This is a genomic window from Comamonas sp. E6 (genome assembly GCF_001010305.1).
Lineage (GTDB): Bacteria > Pseudomonadota > Gammaproteobacteria > Burkholderiales > Burkholderiaceae_C > Comamonas > Comamonas thiooxydans.
The window spans coordinates 65,445-86,992 of sequence record NZ_BBXH01000006.1 but is presented as its reverse complement, the minus strand read 5'-3'; the positions used below and the strand labels follow the sequence as shown (position 1 = coordinate 86,992).

22 protein-coding genes are annotated in these 21,548 nt (G+C 61.5%); 6 read left to right on the top strand and 16 right to left on the bottom strand.

The window, feature by feature from the left end; translation table 11 throughout:
- Positions 1-79 precede the first annotated feature (79 nt).
- The 12 genes from CSE6_RS03665 to CSE6_RS03610 form a co-directional block, all read right to left on the bottom strand.
- Entirely contained in the window at positions 80-1,579 is a 1,500-nt protein-coding gene (locus CSE6_RS03665; RefSeq protein WP_059439913.1) for a DegQ family serine endoprotease, read from the bottom strand.
- 260 nt (positions 1,580-1,839) lie between these two features.
- Positions 1,840-2,628, bottom strand: a complete 789-nt coding sequence (locus CSE6_RS03660) for a sigma-E factor negative regulatory protein (RefSeq protein ID WP_059439958.1) — start codon at positions 2,626-2,628, stop codon at positions 1,840-1,842.
- 27 nt (positions 2,629-2,655) lie between these two features.
- Positions 2,656-3,285 carry an RNA polymerase sigma factor RpoE gene (rpoE, locus tag CSE6_RS03655; RefSeq protein WP_003064186.1) on the bottom strand — a complete coding sequence of 210 codons (630 nt, stop codon included), beginning with the start codon at positions 3,283-3,285 and terminating at the stop codon, positions 2,656-2,658.
- 38 nt (positions 3,286-3,323) lie between these two features.
- On the bottom strand, positions 3,324-3,806 hold the full coding sequence (locus tag CSE6_RS03650; protein ID WP_034378685.1) for a hypothetical protein: 483 nt from the start codon (positions 3,804-3,806) through the stop codon (positions 3,324-3,326).
- 124 nt (positions 3,807-3,930) lie between these two features.
- Positions 3,931-5,175 (bottom strand): beta-ketoacyl-ACP synthase II, encoded by a 1,245-nt coding sequence (fabF, locus tag CSE6_RS03645; protein ID WP_034353357.1) that lies wholly within the window; start codon positions 5,173-5,175, stop codon positions 3,931-3,933.
- A 36-nt stretch (positions 5,176-5,211) separates the two neighbouring features.
- On the bottom strand, positions 5,212-5,451 hold the full coding sequence (gene acpP, locus CSE6_RS03640; RefSeq protein ID WP_003058049.1) for an acyl carrier protein: 240 nt from the start codon (positions 5,449-5,451) through the stop codon (positions 5,212-5,214).
- Between the two features lie 159 nt (positions 5,452-5,610).
- The gene (fabG, locus tag CSE6_RS03635) at positions 5,611-6,354 is read right to left on the bottom strand and encodes a 3-oxoacyl-ACP reductase FabG (protein ID WP_003058052.1); all 744 of its coding nucleotides are present in this window, start codon (positions 6,352-6,354) and stop codon (positions 5,611-5,613) included.
- Complete coding sequence (gene fabD / locus CSE6_RS03630) at positions 6,351-7,295, bottom strand: ACP S-malonyltransferase (RefSeq protein ID WP_059439912.1); 945 nt, start codon at positions 7,293-7,295, stop codon at positions 6,351-6,353. Before fabD ends, fabG begins: the two co-directional genes overlap by 4 nt.
- A gap of 51 nt (positions 7,296-7,346) precedes the next feature.
- Entirely contained in the window at positions 7,347-8,327 is a 981-nt protein-coding gene (locus CSE6_RS03625; RefSeq protein ID WP_034389360.1) for a beta-ketoacyl-ACP synthase III, read from the bottom strand.
- An 8-nt stretch (positions 8,328-8,335) separates the two neighbouring features.
- Entirely contained in the window at positions 8,336-9,376 is a 1,041-nt protein-coding gene (gene plsX / locus CSE6_RS03620) for a phosphate acyltransferase PlsX (protein ID WP_034353347.1), read from the bottom strand.
- A 197-nt stretch (positions 9,377-9,573) separates the two neighbouring features.
- Entirely contained in the window at positions 9,574-9,756 is a 183-nt protein-coding gene (gene rpmF / locus CSE6_RS03615; protein ID WP_003058062.1) for a 50S ribosomal protein L32, read from the bottom strand.
- Between the two features lie 241 nt (positions 9,757-9,997).
- Positions 9,998-10,552 carry a DUF177 domain-containing protein gene (locus tag CSE6_RS03610; RefSeq protein WP_059439911.1) on the bottom strand — a complete coding sequence of 185 codons (555 nt, stop codon included), beginning with the start codon at positions 10,550-10,552 and terminating at the stop codon, positions 9,998-10,000.
- 25 nt (positions 10,553-10,577) lie between these two features.
- Between CSE6_RS03610 and CSE6_RS03605 the strand changes: the two genes are divergently transcribed.
- Both CSE6_RS03605 and CSE6_RS03600 read left to right on the top strand, forming a co-directional pair.
- Positions 10,578-11,186, top strand: a complete 609-nt coding sequence (locus CSE6_RS03605) for a Maf family nucleotide pyrophosphatase (protein WP_059439910.1) — start codon at positions 10,578-10,580, stop codon at positions 11,184-11,186.
- Entirely contained in the window at positions 11,183-11,971 is a 789-nt protein-coding gene (locus tag CSE6_RS03600; protein ID WP_034353338.1) for an SAM-dependent methyltransferase, read from the top strand. The genes CSE6_RS03605 and CSE6_RS03600 overlap by 4 nt, the downstream gene beginning before the upstream one ends.
- 97 nt (positions 11,972-12,068) lie before the next feature.
- Here CSE6_RS03600 and CSE6_RS03595 read toward each other — a convergent pair whose 3' ends face one another.
- From CSE6_RS03595 to CSE6_RS03580, 4 genes are read right to left on the bottom strand one after another with little or no spacing between them, the layout of a single operon-like run.
- Entirely contained in the window at positions 12,069-13,115 is a 1,047-nt protein-coding gene (locus tag CSE6_RS03595) for a S49 family peptidase (RefSeq protein WP_034353335.1), read from the bottom strand.
- 1 nt (position 13,116) lies between these two features.
- Positions 13,117-13,482 carry a Rieske 2Fe-2S domain-containing protein gene (locus tag CSE6_RS03590; protein WP_034378675.1) on the bottom strand — a complete coding sequence of 122 codons (366 nt, stop codon included), beginning with the start codon at positions 13,480-13,482 and terminating at the stop codon, positions 13,117-13,119.
- An 8-nt stretch (positions 13,483-13,490) separates the two neighbouring features.
- Complete coding sequence (locus tag CSE6_RS03585) at positions 13,491-14,174, bottom strand: HAD family hydrolase (RefSeq protein ID WP_034408589.1); 684 nt, start codon at positions 14,172-14,174, stop codon at positions 13,491-13,493.
- Between the two features lie 9 nt (positions 14,175-14,183).
- Positions 14,184-15,188, bottom strand: coding sequence for an RluA family pseudouridine synthase (locus tag CSE6_RS03580; protein WP_034385443.1), 1,005 nt, complete (start codon positions 15,186-15,188; stop codon positions 14,184-14,186).
- Between the two features lie 585 nt (positions 15,189-15,773).
- Here CSE6_RS03580 and CSE6_RS03575 point away from each other — a divergent pair.
- The 4 genes from CSE6_RS03575 (at position 15,774) to queF (ending at position 21,513) form a co-directional block, all read left to right on the top strand.
- Positions 15,774-18,740 carry an Rne/Rng family ribonuclease gene (locus CSE6_RS03575; protein WP_059439909.1) on the top strand — a complete coding sequence of 989 codons (2,967 nt, stop codon included), beginning with the start codon at positions 15,774-15,776 and terminating at the stop codon, positions 18,738-18,740.
- Between the two features lie 107 nt (positions 18,741-18,847).
- Positions 18,848-19,648 carry a peroxide stress protein YaaA gene (gene yaaA, locus CSE6_RS03570; protein ID WP_034389356.1) on the top strand — a complete coding sequence of 267 codons (801 nt, stop codon included), beginning with the start codon at positions 18,848-18,850 and terminating at the stop codon, positions 19,646-19,648.
- Positions 19,649-19,693: 45 nt separating this feature from the next.
- Positions 19,694-20,593, top strand: coding sequence for a 2OG-Fe(II) oxygenase (locus CSE6_RS03565; RefSeq protein WP_059439908.1), 900 nt, complete (start codon positions 19,694-19,696; stop codon positions 20,591-20,593).
- A 74-nt stretch (positions 20,594-20,667) separates the two neighbouring features.
- Positions 20,668-21,513, top strand: a complete 846-nt coding sequence (gene queF, locus CSE6_RS03560) for an NADPH-dependent 7-cyano-7-deazaguanine reductase QueF (RefSeq protein ID WP_034389354.1) — start codon at positions 20,668-20,670, stop codon at positions 21,511-21,513.
- Positions 21,514-21,548: the final 35 nt, after the last annotated feature.

Below are 21,548 nucleotides of genomic sequence, written 5' to 3'. Positions count from 1 at the left end.
GGGGCACTGACAGGCTGAGGGCTTGTTGTCATTTCAGATCACGAAATGGCAACAAGCCCATGCAGGCTTTTCGCCACATTTATTTGGCAGGGCGAATCAGCACATACTGCGCCCAGTCACCACGGCGCACCAGCACATTGACGGGTTTGGACTTGTCGGCCTTGGCCCAGGCAGCCTCGAAGCTCTTGAGATCGGAGACTTCCACATTCGCCAATTGCAGAATCACATCGCCTTCACGCAGGCCGGCACGGGCTGCGGCATCCACCGCAGCCGACACGCGCACGCCGCCCTTGATGGCCAGCTCCTTCTTCTGTGCAGACGTCAGCTCGCTCAGCGTCAGGCCCAGAGCCTTGTTCTCCAGCGTACCGGATGGAGTCTTGCCTGCACCACTGTTGCCTGCCTTGGTCTTGGCAGATTCGTCGGAAGGTACTTCGGCAATCACCATGCTCAACTCCTTGAGCTTGCCGCGGCGCAGCACGGTAATGGTGCTCTTGGTGCCGGGCTTGGTATTGCCCACGAGACGCGGCAGATCGGAGACCTTCTCGATGGCCTTGCCATCGAACTTGGTGATCACGTCGCCCGCCTCCACGCCGGCCTTTGCGGCAGGCGAGTCCGGCTCGACGGCCGACACCAGAGCGCCCTCGGGCTTGCCAAGACCGATGGACTCGGCCACATCCTTGGTCACGGGGCCGATCTGCACACCGATACGGCCGCGCGTGACCTTGCCGGTGGCACGCAGCTGATCGCTGACACGGATCGCTTCATCCACGGGAATTGCAAAGCTGATGCCCATGAAGCCGCCCGAGCGCGAGTAGATCTGACTATTGATCCCCACCACCTCGCCGCGCATATTGATCAGCGGGCCGCCCGAGTTGCCGGGATTGATGGCCACATCGGTCTGGATGAAGGGCAGATAGTCGCCGGTATCGCGCTGCTTGGCCGAGACAATGCCGGCTGTGACCGAATTTTCGAGTCCGAAGGGCGAGCCAATCGCCATGACCCACTCGCCCACACGCAGCTTGCTCACATCGCCGATCTTGACTGCGGGGAGCCCTTTGGCATCAATCTTGACGACAGCCACATCGGTGCGCTTGTCCGCGCCGACTATTTTTGCCTTGAACTCGCGCTTGTCGGTCAACGTGACAATGACTTCATCGGCACCATCGACCACATGGGCATTGGTCATCACATAGCCGTCAGCCGTGAGGATGAAGCCCGATCCCACGCCACGTGGCTGCTCTTCCTCGGACTGACCGCCCTTGGGCGAGCGCTGACGCGGTACATTGGGCACGGGAAGGCCGAAGCGGCGGAAGAACTCCAGCATATCTTCATCCATGCCCAGAGCTTCGGCGCTGTTGTTGGAGACCTTCTCCAGTGTACGGATGTTGACCACCGAAGGGCCGACCTGATCGACAAGATCCGTGAAGTCCGGCAGCCCGCGCGCCGTTGCAGCACTTTGGGCATGAGCGGCAGTAATCGGCAGCATGCCTCCTGCAGCCAGGGCCGCGATCGCCATCGAACTGGCAATGGCTGTAGCCGAAACACGGGATTTGAGCGTCATCCAGGATGGTGTGCGCATCGTTTTTATTCCTTGTTCGAGTCGTCGGACAGAACGGGCCGCCAAATCAGACCCATGAGAGAAAACAGGTGAGAGCATTGAAGCGCATTCTGGCAAAAGCCGCCATCAACTGAAAGCGCTCCGGTCCGTGAAATCGGGCGCAGATCAAACAGTATCTGCACCTAACTGATCCTAAATCAATAGCTGCGTACGAAAGCTGCATAAAAGCTTAGGCCTGAAAACCCTGCATTTCAGGCCTAAGACTGCTGTGCGGAGAAGCATCAATGACGGGTAGCCGTGGCAAAGCTTGCATTGCGCAAAAAGCTGGCAGGCATCTGCAGATTGGGCACGCTGCTTTGCTGGGGGTGAGAAGCCAGCAACTCGTCCAGACGCGGATCACGCAGCATCACGGTCTGGCCGTTGGGACCAGCAACTGCCACCACGGTGGAGGACTGGGCTTCCGAGCCCAGAGGCATGGCGGTCTCTTCACCGCCCGAAACGGGCTGGCTCAAGCCCAATGATGCGGCAGGCGCAGCGGCCACTACGACATTCGGGCTGAGAACAGCGAGCTGCGCCCCACCCTGGCGACCGTACAGCCCCCCCGAGCCCGCGATCATGACCCCCCAGCCAACGGCGGCCACGGCAGCAACCGAGGCAAAGCCGGCAGCCATTTTCCAGCGAAAGACCGATGCATTGGCCGCCTGACGTGCAGGCAGGCTGACCACGGTTGCGCCGTTGCCCAGCGCCTGGCCTCGCTCCTCGGCAGCTGTGATCTGCTCCAGACCGCCCAAGCTCAATGAGCTGGCCGCATCTGCGGTCACACCGGGCAGATGAATGCCGCGGATCGGCTCGCGCTCCATATGGGCGCGCACGCCGCTCAAAATATCGTGCTGACTGTGATGAGCCAACTCGGGAGAACGCAGCACATCGCCAATCAGGTGGTACATGGCCCAGGACTGCTGGCCTTCGTCGCTTTCCGCATAGGAGAGCACAGCCTGCATCTGGACCGAGGAAGCCTCGCCATCCACCAGTGCCGACAACTGTTCCTGCTTGATCAGATCGTCATTCATGAAGTTCACCTGCTCGTCTTGCCTGTACTACCAACGCTTTCCACCCTGGCGCTCCAGCAAGGGCTTGACCCTGGCCGAAATCGCCTCGCGTGCCCGAAAGATGCGCGAGCGCACCGTGCCTATGGGACAGTCCATCGCCTGCGCGATTTCCTCATAGCTGAGCCCCTCGATTTCGCGCAGCGTGACCGCCTGGCGCAAATCCTCGGGCAAAGCCTCCATGGCGGCATTGACGGCTTCGGCAATTTCACGCGCCGCCAACACTGTTTCCGGGGTTTCCTGAGTCGTTAGTTCCTGTCTGTGAACAGAAGTTTCATCCTCATCGTCCCCAGTGTGTAACGCGCTCTCGGTCATCACCGGCGAGCGATGCATTTCCATCAAGGCCTTCTTGGCCGTATTGACGGCAATGCGGTACAGCCAGGTGTAGAACTGTGCCTCGCCGCGGAACTGGTGCAAGGCCTTGTAGGCGCGAATGAAGGTTTCCTGCGTGATGTCAGGCACCAGATCGACATCGCGCACCATGCGACCCACCAGACGTTCGATGCGACGCTGGTATTTGATGACCAGCAACTCAAAAGCCCGTGTGTCGCCAGCATTGGCTCGTTCGACCAGAGCCAGATCGCTGTCGGCAGAGGGAGTGGGAAAATCGGGAGGTGTCATGAAAGGCCAAGCGGCGTGCTGCCATAACCGGCGAGGGCCTAGCCCTGCTCTGCCAGCGGCACGATGGAGGAATATACCGCACGCCGCAAGTCTCCCCACTGCTCGGGGCTGTGTCGTTGAGACAGGAAAATCCATAGCAGCTTGCGCCTGCCGCCCTTGGTCCTGAACACCAAAACATCCGAAACACTGATCCAAAGCCAGCTGCCACCGTCAAGTCCCACCGCCAGCCGCACAGGAAGTGACCGAGCGGTTGACAGGTTTTCGGCCTCCAGCAACCAATACTCTCCATTCCAGAGCAGATGTCCTTGCGGCCAGTTGCGCCACTGCTCGCAAAGCAGCACGGCAGCCAGGATCGAGGCCGGTAAAGCCAACAGCACCTGCAACCAGCCCGACTGAACTTGCAGGCACCATGCCAGCAGAGCCATCAGCAAGACCATCCCGGTCAGCAGCAGCAGTCCTCCGGCCCAGCCAGGCCGGACGAAGATATAGGCAACGGCTGGAGCATGGTAGCGGGCACTCATGGGCCGACCATGTGCGAAAAACCGGCTGCCGCAAAGCTAGGGAAAGCACGATCAAGCCGCACATAGAACAAAGCCCGCAAGGCCTGGGCCAGTGCGGGCTTGTGCAGAAGCTGCTCGAAGCGACTTAGACGCGCTTGAAGACCAGGGTACCGTTGGTGCCACCGAAACCGAAGTTGTTCTTCACTGCAACTTCCAGCTTGGCGTCACGCGCCGTGTTGGCGCAATAGTCCAGATCGCACTCGGGATCCTGATTCACCAGATTAATGGTCGGAGGAATCTTCTGGTCGTGCAGTGCCAGCACGGTGAACACGCTCTCGATGCCGCCAGCGCCGCCCAGCAGGTGGCCGGTCATGGACTTGGTCGAGCTGACCACCAGCTTGCTGGCATGCTCGCCCATGGCCGCCTTGATGGCGTTGGACTCATTGATATCGCCCAGCGGGGTCGAGGTGCCGTGCGCATTCAGGTAGTTGACCTGATCCTGGTTCACACCGGCGTTGCGCAGAGCATTGAGCATGGCGCGGCGCGGGCCGTCCATGTTGGGAGCCGTCATGTGACCGGCATCGGCACTCATGCCAAAGCCTGCCAGCTCCGCGTAAATCTTGGCGCCACGGGCCTTGGCGTGTTCGTACTCTTCGAGCACCAGCACACCAGCACCTTCGCCGAGGACAAAGCCGTCACGGTCCTTGTCCCAGGGGCGCGAGGCAGCCTTGGGGTCGTCGTTGCGCGTGGATAGCGCACGCATGGCGGCAAAGCCGCCGACACCCAGAGGCGAAACAGTGGCTTCCGTGCCACCGGCCACGACGATGTCTGCATCGCCGTATTCGATCATGCGTCCTGCTTCGCCGATGCAGTGCAGGCCTGTGGTGCAGGCTGTCACTATCGACAGATTCGGCCCCTTGAAGCCGAAGCGCATGGACACATGCCCCGCCACCATATTGATGATGGAAGCAGGCACGAAGAACGGCGTGATGCGGCGCGGACCGCGGGCAGCCAGTTCTGCGTGGGTGTTCTCGATCAGCGGCAGGCCGCCGATGCCCGAGCCGATCACGCAGGCAATGCGCGTGGCCAGGTCTTCGGACAGGGCTTCGCCTGTGGGCAGGCCTGCGTCTCGAATGGCTTGCTCCGCAGCCGCAATGCCGTAATGAATGAAGCTATCCATGGAGCGCGCATCCTTGGCGCTCATGTACTTCTCCACCTCAAATCCCTTGACCTCACCTGCAATCTTGCAGGAGAAGTTCGACGCATCGAACTTGGTGATGAGGTCAATACCGGACTGGCCGGCCAAAAGATTGGCCCAGGCTTCGCCCACCGTGTTACCCACGGGGGAGATGCAGCCCAGACCGGTCACGACAACGCGACGACGGCTCATGCGTTCAAACCTTTAACTGATCGCTGAAAAAAGACCTTAGGCCTTTTGGTGGGTATTGGCGTAGTCGATGGCGTTTTGCACCGTCGTGATCTTCTCTGCGTCTTCGTCAGGGATCTCGATGCCGAATTCATCTTCCAGGGCCATCACCAGTTCCACTGTGTCCAGGGAGTCAGCGCCCAGGTCAGCCACGAAGGCCTTTTCGTTGGTCACTTGGGACTCTTCAACGCCGAGTTGTTCGGCAATGATTTTTTTGACACGTGCTTCGATATCGCTCATGGTTTCCCTCAGGGGGTTGTGAATGAACCCGCGATTCTAGCCGTTTCGGGAGAAGCCCCTTGGCGGCTGGCCGTCGCGAGGAAACGGCCACTGAACTTGCAAAAGTGTTCAGCTTCTGGCAGCAAGTGCGGCAAACACCGCGCAAACTGCCGAAATTTCTTACATGTACATGCCACCGTTGACGTGCAATTCTTGTCCCGTCACATAGCCAGCACCGGCAGAAGCCAGATAGGCCACGGCATGCGCGATGTCGCTGGGCTGACCCAGATCACCCATGGCGATCTGCGCCTTGAGCGCAGCCTTTTGCGCCTCTGGCAGATCTGCCGTCATGTCCGTGGCGATGAAGCCTGGGGCCACACAGTTCACGGTGATGCCGCGGCTGCCCAACTCCTTGGCCAGAGCACGGGTCATGCCAGCCACGCCAGCCTTGGCTGCAGCGTAGTTGGCCTGACCGGCATTGCCCGAGGCACCGACCACGCTGGTGATGCTGATGATGCGGCCGAAACGCTGCTTCATCATGGGACGAATAGCCGCACGGCTGACTCGGAAAACAGCCTTCAGATTGGTGTCGGTGACGGCATCCCAATCGTCATCCTTCATGCGCATCGCCAGGGTATCGCGGGTAATACCTGCGTTGTTGACCAGCACATGGAGGCCGCCGTCATTCTTGACGATGGAGTCGATCAGGGCATCCACGGCAGCGCCGTCGGTCACGTTCAGCGTGACACCACGGCCACCGAAGGCGGACAGAGCCTGGCTGATCTTTTCAGCACCAGCATCCGATGTGGCCGTGCCAATCACTTGATAGCCCTTGGAGGCCAGCTCCTGCGCGATGGCGGCACCAATGCCACGGGTGGCACCGGTGACCAGGGCAACCTGGGGCTTGGTCTGGTTATCAGTCATGCGAGCAATTCTTTCACGTCAGCCAGGGTGGCTGTATCAAACAGGGGAACACCCGTCAGGTCGGCGTCAATACGCTTGACCATGCCGGCCAGCACCTTGCCGGGTCCACATTCCACGATATGGGTCACGCCGCGAGCCTTGATGGCCTGCACGCACTCCACCCAGCGCACCGGACCAAAGGCCTGACGATACAGGGCATCGCGAATCGCATCAGCGTCCGTCTGGACGGTGACGTCGATATTGTTGATGACGGGAATCAGGGGAGTAGCCAGCGTCAGCTCGGCCAGCGCGGCCTTGAGCTTTTCTGCAGCAGGCTTCATCAGGCTGGAGTGGAAAGGTGCGGAGACCGGCAGAGGCAGGGCGCGCTTGGCGCCAGCAGCCTTGACCGCTTCACAGGCCTTCTCCACGGCCAGCTTGCTGCCGGCGATCACGGTCTGACCGGGATCGTTGAAGTTCACGGCTTCCACCACTTCGGCACCGCCCAGCTGGGCCGTCACTTCGGCGCAGACCGCCTTGACCTTTTCGGCATCCAGGGCCAGCACGGCCGCCATGCCACCCGTGCCAACGGGCACGGCATCCTGCATGGCTGCGGCACGCAGACGCACCAGCGGAGCTGTCTGAGCCAGCGTCAGCACGCCGGAAGCGACCAGCGCCGAGTATTCACCCAGGGAGTGACCGGCCACGGCATCTGGCAGTGCACCGCCTTCTGCCTGCCAGACACGCCAGGCCGCAACACCGGCAACCAGCATCACGGGCTGGGTATTGGTGGTCAGCGCCAGAGCTTCCTTGGGGCCTTGCTTGATCAGCAGACCCACATCCTCGCCCAGAGCCTCGGAGGCTTCGGCCACGGTCTGAGCCACGACGGGATGATCCCCCCAGCCATCCAGCATGCCCACGGACTGCGAACCCTGGCCAGGAAATACAAATGCGAATTTCTTCATATTTCTTAGTATAAAAATTGCCTGAAACGCTTATTTATATTGCGTCTACAGCTACATCTTGAGGAGCACCGCACCCCAGGTGAAGCCACCGCCTACCCCTTCGAGCAGCACGGTCTGGCCTTTTTTGACCTGTCCGCTGCGCACGCCGTGATCGAGTGCCAGAGGAATCGAAGCCGCCGAGGTGTTGCCATGCTGATCGACGGTCACCACCACCTTGTCCATGGACAGCTTGAGCTTGCGCGCCGTGCTTTGCATGATGCGGATATTGGCCTGGTGCGGGATCAGCCAATCGATGTCGGCATCCGTCAGACCCGCTTTATCCAGCGCGGAGCGAGCCGCCTTGTCCAGCACGCTCACCGCCAGCTTGAAGACAGCCTGACCGTCCATCTTGAGCAAGGGGTCGCCCAGCACATTGCCGCCGGAGACATTGCCCGGCACGCAGAGAATGCCCACATGGCTGCCATCGGCATGCAGCTCGGTAGCCAGAATGCCAGGCTCGTCGGAAGCCTCCAGCACCACGGCGCCTGCGCCATCACCGAACAGCACGCAGGTCGTGCGGTCGTTGAAATCCAGGATACGGCTGAAGACTTCGGAGCCCACCACCAGCACGCGCTTGGCAGCGCCGGTCTGGATCATGGAATCGGCCACCGTCAGGGCATAGACGAAACCGCTGCACACGGCCTGCACATCGAAGGCCGGGCAGCCATTGCTGATGCCCAGCTTGTGCTGCAGGATGGCGGCCGTCGAGGGAAACACCATGTCCGGAGTGGACGTGGCGACAATGATCAGATCGATGTCCGAAGCCTCGATGCCTGCGGCCTCGATGGCCTTGCGGCTGGCCTCAAGAGCCAGGTCGCTGCTGGTCACATCGGGCTCGGCGAAGTGGCGGGCACGAATGCCCGTGCGTTCGACGATCCACTCGTCCGAGGTTTCCAGGCCGCGCTGAGCCAGCTCGGCTGCGAGGTCGTTATTGGTCAGGCGGCGGGGCGGCAGGTAACTGCCGGTGCCAATGATGCGTGCGTAGCGTCTCATGTCTTCTATCAGGGCGCCGAAGTTCCAGATTCCGTCTGCGCTGCCAGCAGCAAAGGTGCGGCAGCAGCAATACGGCTGCGGACACGGTCAAGCAGGTTGTTGCGTGCCGCATCATACGCGCGGTTCAAAGCATGCTCGAATGCCATTGCATCAGCCGAGCCATGGCTTTTGAAGACCAGCCCTCGCAGACCCAGCAACGCAGCGCCGTTGTAACGACGGTGATCAACACGCTTCATCAGCGCAGATAGCACCGGATAAGCAATGATGGCAGCCATCTTGGTGAAGATGTTGCGCTTGAACTCTTCCTTGAGAATCCCCGAAATCATCGAGGCTACCCCCTCGGTGGTCTTGAGTGCAACGTTACCAACGAAACCATCGCACACGACAATGTCCACCACACCCTTGAAGGTGTCGTTGCCTTCCACATTTCCGTAGAAGTTGAGATTGCCCGCATCGCCTGCAGCGCGCAGCAACTCGCCGGCGCGCTTGATGACTTCACTGCCCTTGATCAGCTCTTCGCCGATATTGAGCAGACCGACGCTGGGCGCCTCGGTGTTCTTGAGTGCTGACACCAGGGCCGAGCCCATGACCGCAAACTGCAGCAGATGCTCTGCCGTGCAGTCCACATTGGCCCCCAGGTCCAGCATGGTGGTGTCACTGCCCTTGGCATTGGGCAAGCCGAAGGCAATCGCGGGACGATCGATGCCATCCAGAGTCTTGAGCAGATAGCGCGAGATCGCCATCAGCGCCCCGGTATTGCCGGCGGACACAGCCGCCTGAGCCGCTCCATTCTTGACCTGCTGCACGGCCACGCGCATGGACGAGTCCTTTTTCTTGCGCAGAGCTATTTCCACGGGATCATCCATGCTCACCACCTCCGTGGCGGGAACAATGGTCACGCGCTCATGCTTGAAGCCGGCCAACTCCTCGGCCTTGCCGACCAGCAGCAGATGCGCATCGGGGTGTGAATTCAAAAACTGACGGCACGCGGCCAGCGTGACGCGGGGGCCATGATCGCCCCCCATGCAGTCAACAGCCAAATTAATCATGGGCGACTGACAAATCCAATTAGGCTTGGGATGATGAATTGAAGGATCCGAGGACCACAACAGAAGCTATTTGCAAAACCAGCATTGAGATTTTGCAGCCATGCCCGTCATGACAGGCTTTGCAAATATCTCCCATAAAAACAAAAGCCTGTTGCTACAAAAAATGTAGCAACAGGCTTTGCGAATGCAGTCGTCGCTTAGGCTTCGGACTTGTTCTTCAGCACTTGACGGCCACGGTACACGCCGTTGGGGCTGATGTGGTGGCGCAGGTGTGTCTCGCCGGTAGTGGCTTCGACAGCGATGCCAGGCACATTCAGTGCGTTGTGCGAACGGTGCATGCCGCGCTTGGAGGGAGACTTCTTGTTTTGCTGAACAGCCATGATGGCTCCTGTGTATCTTGAAAGGGTTGGTAACACGACTCACACAGCAAGACCGGGCAAAAAACTCTGCCTTTCGACGCCCCCTCCGAGAGTGAGAGTGCGCCCTTGTCCGTGCAAGTCCTAAAAAAACGCGATCAGCCCATTAAAGACACGAGGGGGTTTCGCGCGAAGCTCACGATTATAGCGCAAACGCTTTTCGCGGCCCAGGCAAAATCAAATCCCCACCGTGCTATGGGATGGATCAGTCGGCAGACTTGCCTACATTGAGAGATTGCAGCACGGCAAAAGGGTTTTCCTTTTGCTCACTGGCCTGCTCGAAGGCGTCATCGCTGACCTCCAGCTTGACGGGGACCGGGCAGACCTCATGGCGAGGCACTACAGGCACTTCCATCAGCAACTCGTCCTCGATCAGCTCCAGCAGATTGAACTCGCTGCTCAATGCCAGCACATCCTCATCGCTGTCGTCATCTTCCAGTTCTGCCGTCGCTTCGTCCGGAACGAAGCGAAATGACCGATCCACGTAAAGGGGAATATCGACCTCAGTCAGGCAGCGCTGACAGGTCAGCGGCAAAGCCACCTCGGCACTCAGATGCAGCCACACATGGCCGCTGCCGCCTTTTTGCTCCACCAGCTCGCCTTCGGCTTCCCAGCGCACCAGGGGTTGCTCGCCGGTAATCGCCAACGCATCGGCCGCCAGACGCTTGAAGTCCGACAATGGTGCCTGACCATGCAGATGACCTTCAGCCTGCGCGAAAGCACGCACGTCCAGCCGGGTCGCAGAAAAATCCTTGCTCATGCAGCCAGTGTAAGAGAATCCCGCAATGCCCGACTTATTGATTGCCGGACGACTTGAGCGTCCATTGATTCTTGGCTCCACCTCGCGGTACCGCCGTGAGCTGCTCAGCCGCCTGCAACTGCCGTTCGAGACGGTGTCTCCAGAAGTGGATGAAACCCCGCTCAGCGACGAAATGCCCCACGATCTGAGTCTGCGCCTGGCCATAGCCAAGGCACAGGCCGTGGCCCAGTTGCACCCCGGCGCCATTGTGATCGGCTCCGACCAGGTGCCCGAGCTCGATGGCCAGCCCCTGTCCAAGCCCGGCACCCACGAGCGCGCCACCGAACAGCTGCGCCAGATGAGCGGCCGCCAGATGAATTTCCACACCGGCGTCTGCGTGAGCTGTGCCGAAACCGGCTTCACGGAATCCAGCGTGGTCACGGTGCAAGTGCGCTTTCGCGAACTGAACGACCTTGAGATCGAGCGCTATCTGCGCACCGAGCAGCCCTATGACTGCGCAGGCTCGGCCAAGAGCGAAGGCCTGGGCATCGCCCTGCTGGATGCCATCGTCAGCGACGACCCCACGGCACTGATAGGCCTGCCGCTGATCCGCACCTGCCAGTTGCTGCGTGCCGCAGGAGTGGTTCTGCCATGAGCGAAACATCGAAAAGCAAAGCGGGCACCCTTTATCTGGTACCTGCTCCGCTCGATTTCGGCTGCGAAAGCCAGACCGCTTTGACCGAGGTGCTGCCCGAGGGCACGCTGCGCCGCGCCGCCTCCCTGACTCACTGGATCAGCGAAAACGCCAAAACCGCACGCGCCTATCTCAAGCGCATCGATGCCTTGTTTCCGCTGGCTGCTCCGTTGCAGGCCCAGAACATTGTCGAGTTGCCACGTGAAGCCCATAAAAAAGGCGACCATGGCAACAAGGGCGCGGCCGTCTTCGACCCCAAGCCCCTGCTGGCAGCGGCCCTGGCCGGACAGGACATGGGTTTGATCAGCGAGGCGGGCATGCCCGCCGTGGCAGACCCCGGCAGCTCCATCGTGCGTGCCGCCCATGACCTGGGCATTCGCGTCGTGCCGCTGACGGGACCGGTGTCGCTGCTGCTGGGCCTGGCAGCCAGCGGCCTCAACGGCCAGAATTTCGCCTTTGTCGGCTACGTGCCTCAGGATGGCTCCGAGCGCACGGCCCGCATCAAGGAGCTGGAGAGCCTGGCCCTGCGTCACGGCCAGACCCAGCAGTTCATCGAGACCCCTTACCGCAATGCCGCCCTCTGGCAGGCATTGCTGCAAACCTTGCAACCGAATACCAGGCTGGCCCTGGCCAGCGGATTGACGCTGGAGACAGCACGCATTGAAAGCCATCTGGTGCGCGAATGGCGCCAGCGCAACGCGCCTCCCGACAACCGTACGCCGGTGGTGTTTGCCATAGGCCGTTGAGCACCAAGAAACAAAAAAGCCTGCGGCCAATACCGCAGGCTTTTTTGATAGCAACCAGTGCCTATCCAGAAAGGTCCAGCAGCCTTCTGATGCTTGATCAGCGAATGCTTGGCACCAAGCCGCGCATGGCTTTGACCGATCCCTCGCCGATGGCGGCGCCAAAGCGCTTGGCCAGGCGCTCGGCCACATTATCACGGCGAGTGTAGTCGATGACTTCCTCGGCCTTGACCACCTCACGCGCTACATAATCGAGGCTGCCCAGCTTGTCGGCAAGACCCAGCTCCACGGCTTGCTGGCCGGTCCAAAACAGTCCGCTGAACATCTCGGGGGTTTCATGCAGACGGTCGCCACGGCCGGCCTTGACCACGCCGATGAACTGCTGGTGAATCTGCTCCAGCATCTGCAGCGCAAATTCCTTTTGCTGCGCCGACATGGGGCTGAACGGATCGAGAAAGCCCTTGTTCTCGCCAGCCGTCAGCAGGCGGCGCTCCACGCCCACCTTGTCCATCACACCGGTGAAGCCGAAGCCGTCCATGAGCACGCCGATGCTGCCCACGATGCTGGCCTTGTCGACGAAGATTTCGTCGGCCGCCGCCGCGATGTAGTAGGCCGCCGAGGCGCAGGACTCCTCGACCACTGCATACAGAGGCTTGTTGTACTTGGCCTTGAGACGCGTCATCTCGTCGTTGATGATGCCTGCCTGCACGGGGCTGCCTCCGGGCGAGTTGATCAGCAGCACCACGGCGCGCGAGCCCGAATCTTCAAAGGCGCTGCGCATGGCCGCCACCACGAACTCGGCACTGGCGTCCGCTCCCGAGGCAATCTCGCCCTTGATCTCCACCACCGCGGTATGGGGCGAGGTGCTGGTCTTGGTGGCAGTATCCTTGAAGAACACCGCCCACAGCACCAGCAGCACCACCACGGACCACAGCAGACGGCTGAAAAAGCGCCAACGTCGTGCTGCTCGCTGTTCTTTGATGGAGGCAAACACCAGCTTTTCCAGCACATCGCGCTCCCAGCCCCCGTTCCCGGAGGCCTTGGCCGCAGCGGCGGGCGCCTCAGCGGACGCAGCAGACGCCTTGGACCAGAGGTCCGCGCCCGGCGTCACATGCGACTGGGAATCATGGTTGTCAGGAGTACTCATCTCAAAACTTCAGAGGTTTCAGGTGTGGCCCAGTATGCCAGCGCACCAAGCCGCCGCTTTCGCTCAAGGCGATTTTTACCAACCCACCGCGGCAAGGACCGCCTGCACAGGCGCCGCTGTCAGGTTCGTAGACAGCTCCGTGGGTAGAACACAACAGCCAGCGACCGGAATCGTCAAAAAACTGACCTTCCTGGTAGTCCATTTCCATGGGGATATGGCTGCAGCGATTCAGATAGGCATGAACCTGCCCCTGGTAGCGGATGGCAAACGCGCGGCTGCTCTGACCGGCATACAGCACATCAAAGCTCACCGCCCGACCGCCGTCGACCAGATCCGCACTGGCGCAGAGCTCCACGGCATCTGTCATATCTGGCTTCACGCGTTGGCCAGCAGCCAGGCCCGCAGCTGCATCGCGGAATCGGCCACGAACAGCGGATTGAACTGGGCGAAGCCGTCGGGTGCATGGGCGCCATAGGAAACCCCCACACAGGCACAGCCGGCATTCTGTGCCATCTGCAAATCGTGCGTGGTGTCGCCAATCATCAGCGTTCGCTCGGGCTCCACGCCGAATTCGGCCATCAGCTCGTGCAACATCAGCGGACTGGGCTTGCCAGCGGTCTCGTCGGCCGTGCGCGAACCGTCGAACAATCCCTTGAGCTGCGGGTCCTGCAGCGCATGGTTGAGCCCCATGCGGCTCTTGCCCGTGGCCACGCTCAGCCAGTGGCCGCGCTCGCGCAGCTCGGCAAGCAGCGGCAGTATGCCGTCAAACACGCAGATATCGTCCTGATGCTTGAAGAAGTGAAAGCGATAGCGATTGGCCAGCTCAGGATATTTTTCGGGCGGCACATCGGGTGCCGCGCGGGCCAGGGCCGGCATCAACGCCATGCCGATCACATAGGCAGCCTGCTCGTCGCTGGGCACGGTGCCGCCCACATCACGCACAGCCTCCTGGATGCTGCGACTGATGATGGCCGTGGAGTCCGCCACCGTGCCATCCCAGTCGAATGCAATCAGATCGAAGCGGCGTGGTCGCCGGGCGCTATGGTTTTCAGTAGTCATGAAGCCTAGTCAGTTCACAAAGTCCGCCAGCTCAGGCGGCAGCTCGGCACGCAGTTCGACACGCTCGCCGCTGGCGGGATGATTGAACTGTAGCCGCCAGGCGTGCAGAAACATGCGCTTGAGACCCTGCTTTTGCACACGACGGTTGAGATCAAAATCACCATATTTGTCATCGCCCACGATGGGATGCCCCTGCGAGGACAGATGCACGCGGATCTGGTGGGTGCGACCTGTCTTGATGGTCACCTCCAGCAGACTCATCGCAGGCAGCCCCTGCAGGGGACGCGGCTCGATCAGCTTTCTGACCTTGACCAGGGTGATGGAACGCATTCCATCCGGGTCATCGGCCGTGGTCACGCGCACACGGCGCTCGCCATCGGCCTGCAGATACTTGTGCAGCGGCAGATCGATGACCTTCTTGTTGGCCGGCCAGGCACCTTGCACCAATGCCAGATAGGTCTTGCCGGTCTCGCGCTCGCGAAACTGGTCCTGCAGATTGATGAGTGCCGAACGCTTTTTGGCCACCAGCAAAATGCCCGAGGTTTCGCGATCCAGCCGGTGCACCAGCTCAAGAAACTTGGCATCGGGACGCGCCTGGCGCAGTTGCTCGATGACGCCAAAGCTCACGCCCGAGCCTCCATGCACGGCCACGCCGGCAGGCTTGGACAATGCAATCATGTGTTCGTCATCCAACAGGGCGGGAAAGTCCTTAGCCGGTGCCGGGCGCTCCGCTTTTTCAGCCACTTTGTCGGAAATCCGGACCGGGGGAAGGCGCACCACGTCGCCGGGCTGAACCCGGGTCTCGGCGCTCACGCGCCCCTTGTTGATGCGCACCTCACCACTGCGGATGATGCGGTAGACATGGGTCTTGGGCACCCCCTTGAGGTGGCGCATGAGAAAGTTGTCGAGTCGCTGTCCGGCGGAGTCTTCATCGACCTCGATCAGCCGTACCGAGGCCGCGGCCGTATTCTGGGACCGGTCCTGTGCCGGTTTGCCCTCTATAATGTGTTTCACCTGTGCCGAGCTTAGTTGTAAGTGATTGATTCGCATGGAGTTTAGTCCAAACAATCATTTCCCACCGCACAGGCAGGTCGATGCCCGCCAGTTTTGCACACGCAAATTGCAGTCAAGATGAGCTGCAGCAGCCTGTGAGAGCCTGGCAAAGGCTGACGAATTGAAACACTGATACGGAATCTCATACCGTGCAGTTGTCCAGGCAAAAGCAGCCTGCAACTGTCGGTTCTCTCAACGAGCATGTGGATCTTTTGGACATTGCTGATCAACCTCTGGGGCAAGGCACGGCCGGCCCCCGGGACGAGTCATGTCTCGAAGAAACCACCCACCTCCCTAGCACGCGCGTCGGCTTCTTTTGTACCCCGTCTGCATGCGCGTCCTCTCCCGCTCGTCCCCCGGCCTGTACCTCCGCTACTGACTTGAGATCAGGCCAGTAGCGCCGTCCTGTACCGCCCCAGATTCCTCATCCGTTTCAACTCGTTCGTCTGGCATCACGGCTCCTGTTGAGCCTGTCTTTGATTACCAGTCAAAGGCACGTTGGTCTGTGACCAGCGTGCCTCATAAAACGAATAAAGGAAACGCATCATGAAACGGATGCTGATTAACGCGACGCAGTCCGAAGAACGCCGCCTGGCCATTGTGGACGGCCAGAAGCTGCTGGACTACGAGATCGAGATCGAAGGTCGCGAACAACGCAAGGGCAATATCTACAAGGCCGTCGTGACCCGCGTCGAGCCATCTCTCGAAGCCTGCTTTGTGGACTACGGCGAAGACCGTCACGGCTTTCTGCCCTTCAAGGAAATCTCCAAGCAATACTTTGCCGAAGGCGTCTCGCCCAGCCAGGCCCGCATCAACGACGTGATCCGCGAAGGTCAGGAGCTGATCGTCCAGGTCGAGAAGGAAGAGCGCGGCAACAAGGGTGCAGCCCTGACCACCTTCATCTCGCTGGCCGGCCGCTATGTGGTGCTGATGCCCAACAACCCCCGTGGCGGTGGCGTTTCGCGCCGCATCGAGGGCGAGGACCGCGCCGAGCTCAAGGAGGCCATGGACCAGCTCGAGTACCCCAAGGGCATGTCCATCATTGCACGCACTGCCGGCATCGGCCGTTCGGCCCCCGAGCTGCAGTGGGACCTGAACTACCTGCTCAAGCTGTGGAGCGCCATCGACGGCGCCGCCAAGGCCTCCAAGGGCGCCTTCCTGATCTATCAGGAATCCAGCCTGGTGATCCGCGCCATCCGCGACTATTTCAACAATGACATCGGCGACATCCTGATCGACACCGATGACATCTATGAACAGGCCCAGCAGTTCATGGCACATGTGATGCCCGAGCACGCTGCACGCGTCAAGCGCTACCGCGACGACGCCCCCCTGTTCTCGCGCTTCCAGATCGAGCACCAGATCGAGTCCGCCTACTCGCGCACCGTGACCCTGCCCTCGGGCGGCGCCATCGTGATCGACCACACCGAAGCCCTGGTCTCCGTGGACGTGAACTCGGCCCGCGCCATCAAGGGCGGCGATATCGAGGAAACCGCGACCCGCACCAACCTCGAGGCAGCCGACGAAGTGGCGCGCCAGATGCGCCTGCGCGACCTGGGCGGCCTGATCGTGATCGACTTCATCGACATGGAAGAGGCCAAGAACCGCCGCGAAGTGGAAAACCGCCTGCGCGATGCCCTGCGCCAGGACCGCGCCCGCGTGCAGTTCGGCACCATCAGCAAGTTCGGCCTGATGGAAATGAGCCGCCAGCGCCTCAAGCCCGCTTTGTCCGAGGGCGCCCACATCAACTGCCCACGCTGCGGCGGCTCCGGCCACATCCGCGACACGGAAAGCTCGGCGCTGCAGATTCTGCGCATCATCCAGGAAGAGTCCATGAAGGACAACACGGCCGCCGTGCACTGCCAGGTGCCCGTGGAAGTGGCCTCCTTCCTGCTCAACGAAAAGCGCAGCGAAATCACCAAGATCGAGCTCAAGCAGCGCGTCAACGTGATCATGGTGCCCAACAAGTCCATGGACACGCCGCACTACAAGCTCGAGCGCCTCAAGCACGACGACTCGCGCCTGGAATCCATGGAAGCCAGCTACAAGCTGGCCGACGAGCCCGAAGAGGTGACCACGGTCACACGCCGCTCGCAGGAGCCCACCAACAAGCAGACTCCCGTCATCAAGGGAGTGCTGCCCGATGCTCCCGCGCCGATTGCCGAGCCTCGCCCACCGCGCCAGCCTCGCGCTGCCGCTGCGACGCCTGCTCCCGCTGCAGCCCGCCCCGTGGTGCGCGAGCAAGGCTTCTTTGCCTGGCTCAAGAATCTGTTCGGCTTTGGCGCACCGGCTCCCGTGGCAGCGCCCGCTCCCGTGGCCGAGGCTCCCGCTCCCGCCGCCCGTGAAGGCAGCCGCGACGGCCGCCGAAGCGAAGGCCGTGGCGGCGACCGTAACCGCCGTGGCGGTGACCGCAATGAGCGCAGCGACCGCAACAGCACGGAGCGCAATGGCGGCGACCGCAACAACCGCCGCAATGCCCAGGGTCGTGACGAGCAGCAACGCAACGAGCGTCCCGAACAGCAACAGCGCCAGGACCGTCCCGAGCGCGGCAACCGCCGCGGTGGCGAACGCAACGAACGTCGCGACGAGCGCCAGCCCCAGGTGGCAGAAGCTGCTCTGAACGGCGAAGAGTTCAACGCAGCTCCCAAGCCCGAGCGCAACCGCCAGGAACGCGGTGAGCGTGCGGAACGCAATGAGCGCGGTGAACGCGGTGAAGGCCGCCGCGAGCGCCAGAATCGCAACGCCGATGCCCAGCCCGCCATGCAGACCGTGGCCGACGAAACAGTGCTGAACACCGCCCAAGCTGAAGGCTCTGACGCTCAGTTGCAGGATGGCGCACAAGGCGGCGAGGCTCGCGAGCCCCGTCAGCGCCGTTCGCGTGACCGCTATGGCCGTGACCGCCGCGACCGTGCACCGCGCGATGCCCAGGCCGAAGGCCAGACTGCAGAGCAGGCTGCCGAAGCCCAGGCCCCGGTCGAAGTGCCTGCCGCAGACGCTGGCGAGCAGCCGGCACGCCGCAGCTACTTTGATGCTGTTGCACCTCAGGCTCAGGCAGAACAGGTGCCTGTTGCTGCAGAAGTGCAGGCACCCGTGGTTGCAGAAGCCGTGGTGGCAGCTGTCGCCACTGTGGCAGAACTCTCTCAGCCCGTGCAAGCAGAACCTGCTGCTACCGCAGAGCCTCAGGCTGCCGCCGTGGAGCCTGTGGCTGAAACCGAGGCGCCTGCCCCGGCAGTCGCAACGCCCAAAGCTCAGAGCTATGCGCTGCCGATTGCCGAGCTGCAGGCCCTGGCAGCCGCATCGGGTCTGGAATGGATCAACTCCGATGCCGAAAAGATCGCCGCCGTCCAGGCTGCGATTGCCGCCGAGCCCAAGCCCGTGCGCATTCCTCGCGAGCGCCCACCCGTGGTGGTGCTCGACGAAGGCCCGCTGATCCTGGTCGAGACCCGCAAGGATCTGAGCCTGATGCAGCTGCCGTTCGAGAAGGAAGAACAGGCTGCAGGCGTCAACGCCTAAGCAGACTGCCTTCCGGCATCACAGGGCCAAGGGGACTGTCCACTTCGGTGGATGGGGCCTTGGCCCTTTTTCATGCGCCCTTTCTTTGATTGAGTGAACGTCAAGCCATGTTGTTTCTGATCTCTCCGGCCAAATCGCTGGACTATGAAAGCCCTGTTTCCGCCGAGTTGCCGCACACGCTGCCGGTTTTCAAAAAGCAGCCCCTGGAACTGATCGAAGTGCTGCGCGAGAAATCGCCCCAGCAGATTTCCGAGCTCATGAGCATCAGCGACAAGCTGGCCGTACTCAATGTAGGCCGCTACGAAGCATTCAGTTCCAAGTTCACCACCAGGAACTCGCGCCAGGCCGTGCTGGCCTTCAATGGCGATGTCTATGAAGGCCTGAATGCCGCCAGCCTCAAGCCCAGGGAGCTGGACTGGGCCCAGGAGCATGTCGTAATCCTTAGCGGACTCTACGGCGTGCTGCGCCCGCTGGATCTGCTGCAGCCTTATCGCCTGGAGATGGGCACCCGGCTGGAAAACGCCAAGGGCAGCAACCTCTATCAGTTCTGGGGAGCCCAGATTGCCGACTACCTGAACGAACGCAGTGCTGCGCAAGCCGAGCACAGTGACGCCCAGGCCGAGCGCATTGTCGTCAACCTGGCGTCTCAGGAATATTTCAAGGCCGTGGATCTCAAGGCGCTCAAGCCCCCCGTGGTCGAATGCGTTTTCGAGGACTTCAAGGGCGGCAAGTACAAGATCATCAGCTTCCATGCAAAGCGCGCACGCGGACTGATGGTGCGCTGGGCCGTACAGCACAAGGCCAGGAAGGTGGCCGACCTGCGCAAGTTCGACCTGGAAGGCTATGCGCTGGCCGAGCAGGCCAGCACGCCCGGCAAGCTGGTGTTCCGCCGCAAGCTGCAAGACTGACGCTGCGCATTGAAATCGGCATCAGTGCACACTAGCATTGTCGACATGAGCACCTCCACCCAAGACGAGTTCGTCACACCTCCCGGCCTGACACCCGAGCTGATGCAATGGGTGCGCGCCCAAAGCGCCTCCGGCGTGCCGCTGCCATCGCTGCTGCAGTCCATGCGCAAGGCTGGCTGGGCCGAGCATCTGGCGCGCCGCGCGCTGGCTCTGCCCGAAGAGGGTGAACTGCCCCTGCCTTTCGCAGCAGCCCGGCCCGAAACCGAAGTGGCAGTGCAGGTCCATGAGTCAGGCGTTCCCGAGCCCGATCTGCTGACCGATCCCTGCTGCGTCCATGCCGGCGATCGCGATGTCCATGTGCTGATGAGCGTGCGCCACCCGCGCGTGGTGGTGTTCGGCAATCTGCTCTCCGACGAGGAGTGCGATGCCCTCATCGCAGCTGCCCGCCCGCGCATGCGGCGCTCGCTGACCGTGGACAACCAGAGCGGCGGCGAGGCTGTCAATGACGACCGTACCAGCAATGGCATGTTCTTCCAGCGCGGCGAGAACGAGCTCATCAGCCTTGTCGAGCAGCGCATCGCACGCCTGCTGAACTGGCCGCTGGAAAACGGCGAGGGCATGCAAGTGCTGCACTACCGGCCTGGCGCCGAATACAAGCCGCATTACGATTACTTCGCCCCCAACGAGCCCGGCACGCCGACCATACTCAAGCGTGGCGGCCAGCGCGTGGGAACCCTGGTCATGTATCTCAACGAGCCCGCGCGCGGCGGCTCAACCACCTTTCCCGATGTAGGGCTGCAGGTCGTGCCGCGCCGTGGCAATGCCGTATTCTTCAGCTATAACCGCCCCGACCCGGCCACCAAGACCCTGCACGGCGGCGCTCCCGTGCTGGAGGGCGAAAAATGGATTGCCACCAAGTGGCTGCGCGAACGAGAGTTCAAGTAAAAACAGGCTCCATCCCTTACTCACAAAGCGCCAGCAGCTATCTTTTTTACTGCTGGCCATTTTGTTTTTGAATCATGCACACCCCTGAACAATCGCAGCTGGGCAAAAGCTCGGCCTATGTGGACCAGTACGATGCGTCCCTGCTCTTTCCCCTGCCACGCCTGACCAAGCGCGAGGAAATCGGCGCCGCCATCAACCCGCCGTTCTTTGGTGCCGATCTGTGGACTTCATTCGAAGTTTCCTGGCTCAATCTGCGCGGCAAGCCCCAGGTGGCGCTGGCGCATTTCACCATCCCCTGCGAAACGCCCAACCTGATCGAGAGCAAGTCCTTCAAGCTGTATCTGAACAGCTTCAACAACACCCGTTTTGCCGACGCCAGCGAGGTGCTGGCGCGCCTTCGCACCGATCTGTCCGAAGCGACCTGGCGCGGCAGCGAAACCCAGGGCAGCGTGGGCGTGCGGCTGTTGCAAGCAGAGCAGTTCGATGCCCAGCAAGTGCATGAGCTGGACGGCCTGCTGCTGGACCGCCTCGATGTGGAGTGCACCCGGTACACGCCGGCTCCCGAGTTGCTGCGCGCAAACCACGACGAAGCCCCCGTCAACGAAACCCTGGTCAGCAATCTGCTCAAGAGCAACTGCCTGGTCACCGGCCAGCCCGACTGGGGCAGCGTGCAGATTCAATACAGCGGTGCGCAAATCGAGCAGGAAGGTCTGCTGCAGTACTTGGTGAGCTTTCGCAACCACAACGAATTCCACGAGCAGTGCGTGGAGCGCATCTTCATGGACATCTGGACCCGCTGCAAACCCATCAAGCTGGCCGTCTACGCCCGCTACACACGCCGCGGCGGCCTGGACATCAACCCTTTCCGTACCAGCCACCCGGGTGCCCTGCCCGCCAACGTGCGTACGGCACGCCAGTAACACCAGCACCGTCTCAATCAGGGGCAGCAAGCAAG

Coding starts and splice junctions, on each gene's coding strand:
- CSE6_RS03575 (WP_059439909.1), top strand. CDS start 15,774: ATGAAACGGATGCTGATTAACGCGACGCAGTCCGAAGAACGCCGCCTG.
- CSE6_RS03600 (WP_034353338.1), top strand. CDS start 11,183: ATGAGCGAAACATCGAAAAGCAAAGCGGGCACCCTTTATCTGGTACCT.
- CSE6_RS03660 (WP_059439958.1), bottom strand. CDS start 2,628: ATGAATGACGATCTGATCAAGCAGGAACAGTTGTCGGCACTGGTGGAT.
- CSE6_RS03590 (WP_034378675.1), bottom strand. CDS start 13,482: ATGACAGATGCCGTGGAGCTCTGCGCCAGTGCGGATCTGGTCGACGGC.
- plsX (WP_034353347.1), bottom strand. CDS start 9,376: ATGATTAATTTGGCTGTTGACTGCATGGGGGGCGATCATGGCCCCCGC.
- yaaA (WP_034389356.1), top strand. CDS start 18,848: ATGTTGTTTCTGATCTCTCCGGCCAAATCGCTGGACTATGAAAGCCCT.
- fabG (WP_003058052.1), bottom strand. CDS start 6,354: ATGACTGATAACCAGACCAAGCCCCAGGTTGCCCTGGTCACCGGTGCC.
- rpmF (WP_003058062.1), bottom strand. CDS start 9,756: ATGGCTGTTCAGCAAAACAAGAAGTCTCCCTCCAAGCGCGGCATGCAC.
- CSE6_RS03595 (WP_034353335.1), bottom strand. CDS start 13,115: ATGAGTACTCCTGACAACCATGATTCCCAGTCGCATGTGACGCCGGGC.
- CSE6_RS03665 (WP_059439913.1), bottom strand. CDS start 1,579: ATGCGCACACCATCCTGGATGACGCTCAAATCCCGTGTTTCGGCTACA.
- CSE6_RS03650 (WP_034378685.1), bottom strand. CDS start 3,806: ATGAGTGCCCGCTACCATGCTCCAGCCGTTGCCTATATCTTCGTCCGG.
- fabD (WP_059439912.1), bottom strand. CDS start 7,295: ATGAAGAAATTCGCATTTGTATTTCCTGGCCAGGGTTCGCAGTCCGTG.
- CSE6_RS03610 (WP_059439911.1), bottom strand. CDS start 10,552: ATGAGCAAGGATTTTTCTGCGACCCGGCTGGACGTGCGTGCTTTCGCG.
- CSE6_RS03585 (WP_034408589.1), bottom strand. CDS start 14,174: ATGACTACTGAAAACCATAGCGCCCGGCGACCACGCCGCTTCGATCTG.
- rpoE (WP_003064186.1), bottom strand. CDS start 3,285: ATGACACCTCCCGATTTTCCCACTCCCTCTGCCGACAGCGATCTGGCT.
- CSE6_RS03605 (WP_059439910.1), top strand. CDS start 10,578: ATGCCCGACTTATTGATTGCCGGACGACTTGAGCGTCCATTGATTCTT.
- CSE6_RS03565 (WP_059439908.1), top strand. CDS start 19,694: ATGAGCACCTCCACCCAAGACGAGTTCGTCACACCTCCCGGCCTGACA.
- CSE6_RS03625 (WP_034389360.1), bottom strand. CDS start 8,327: ATGAGACGCTACGCACGCATCATTGGCACCGGCAGTTACCTGCCGCCC.
- queF (WP_034389354.1), top strand. CDS start 20,668: ATGCACACCCCTGAACAATCGCAGCTGGGCAAAAGCTCGGCCTATGTG.
- fabF (WP_034353357.1), bottom strand. CDS start 5,175: ATGAGCCGTCGTCGCGTTGTCGTGACCGGTCTGGGCTGCATCTCCCCC.
- acpP (WP_003058049.1), bottom strand. CDS start 5,451: ATGAGCGATATCGAAGCACGTGTCAAAAAAATCATTGCCGAACAACTC.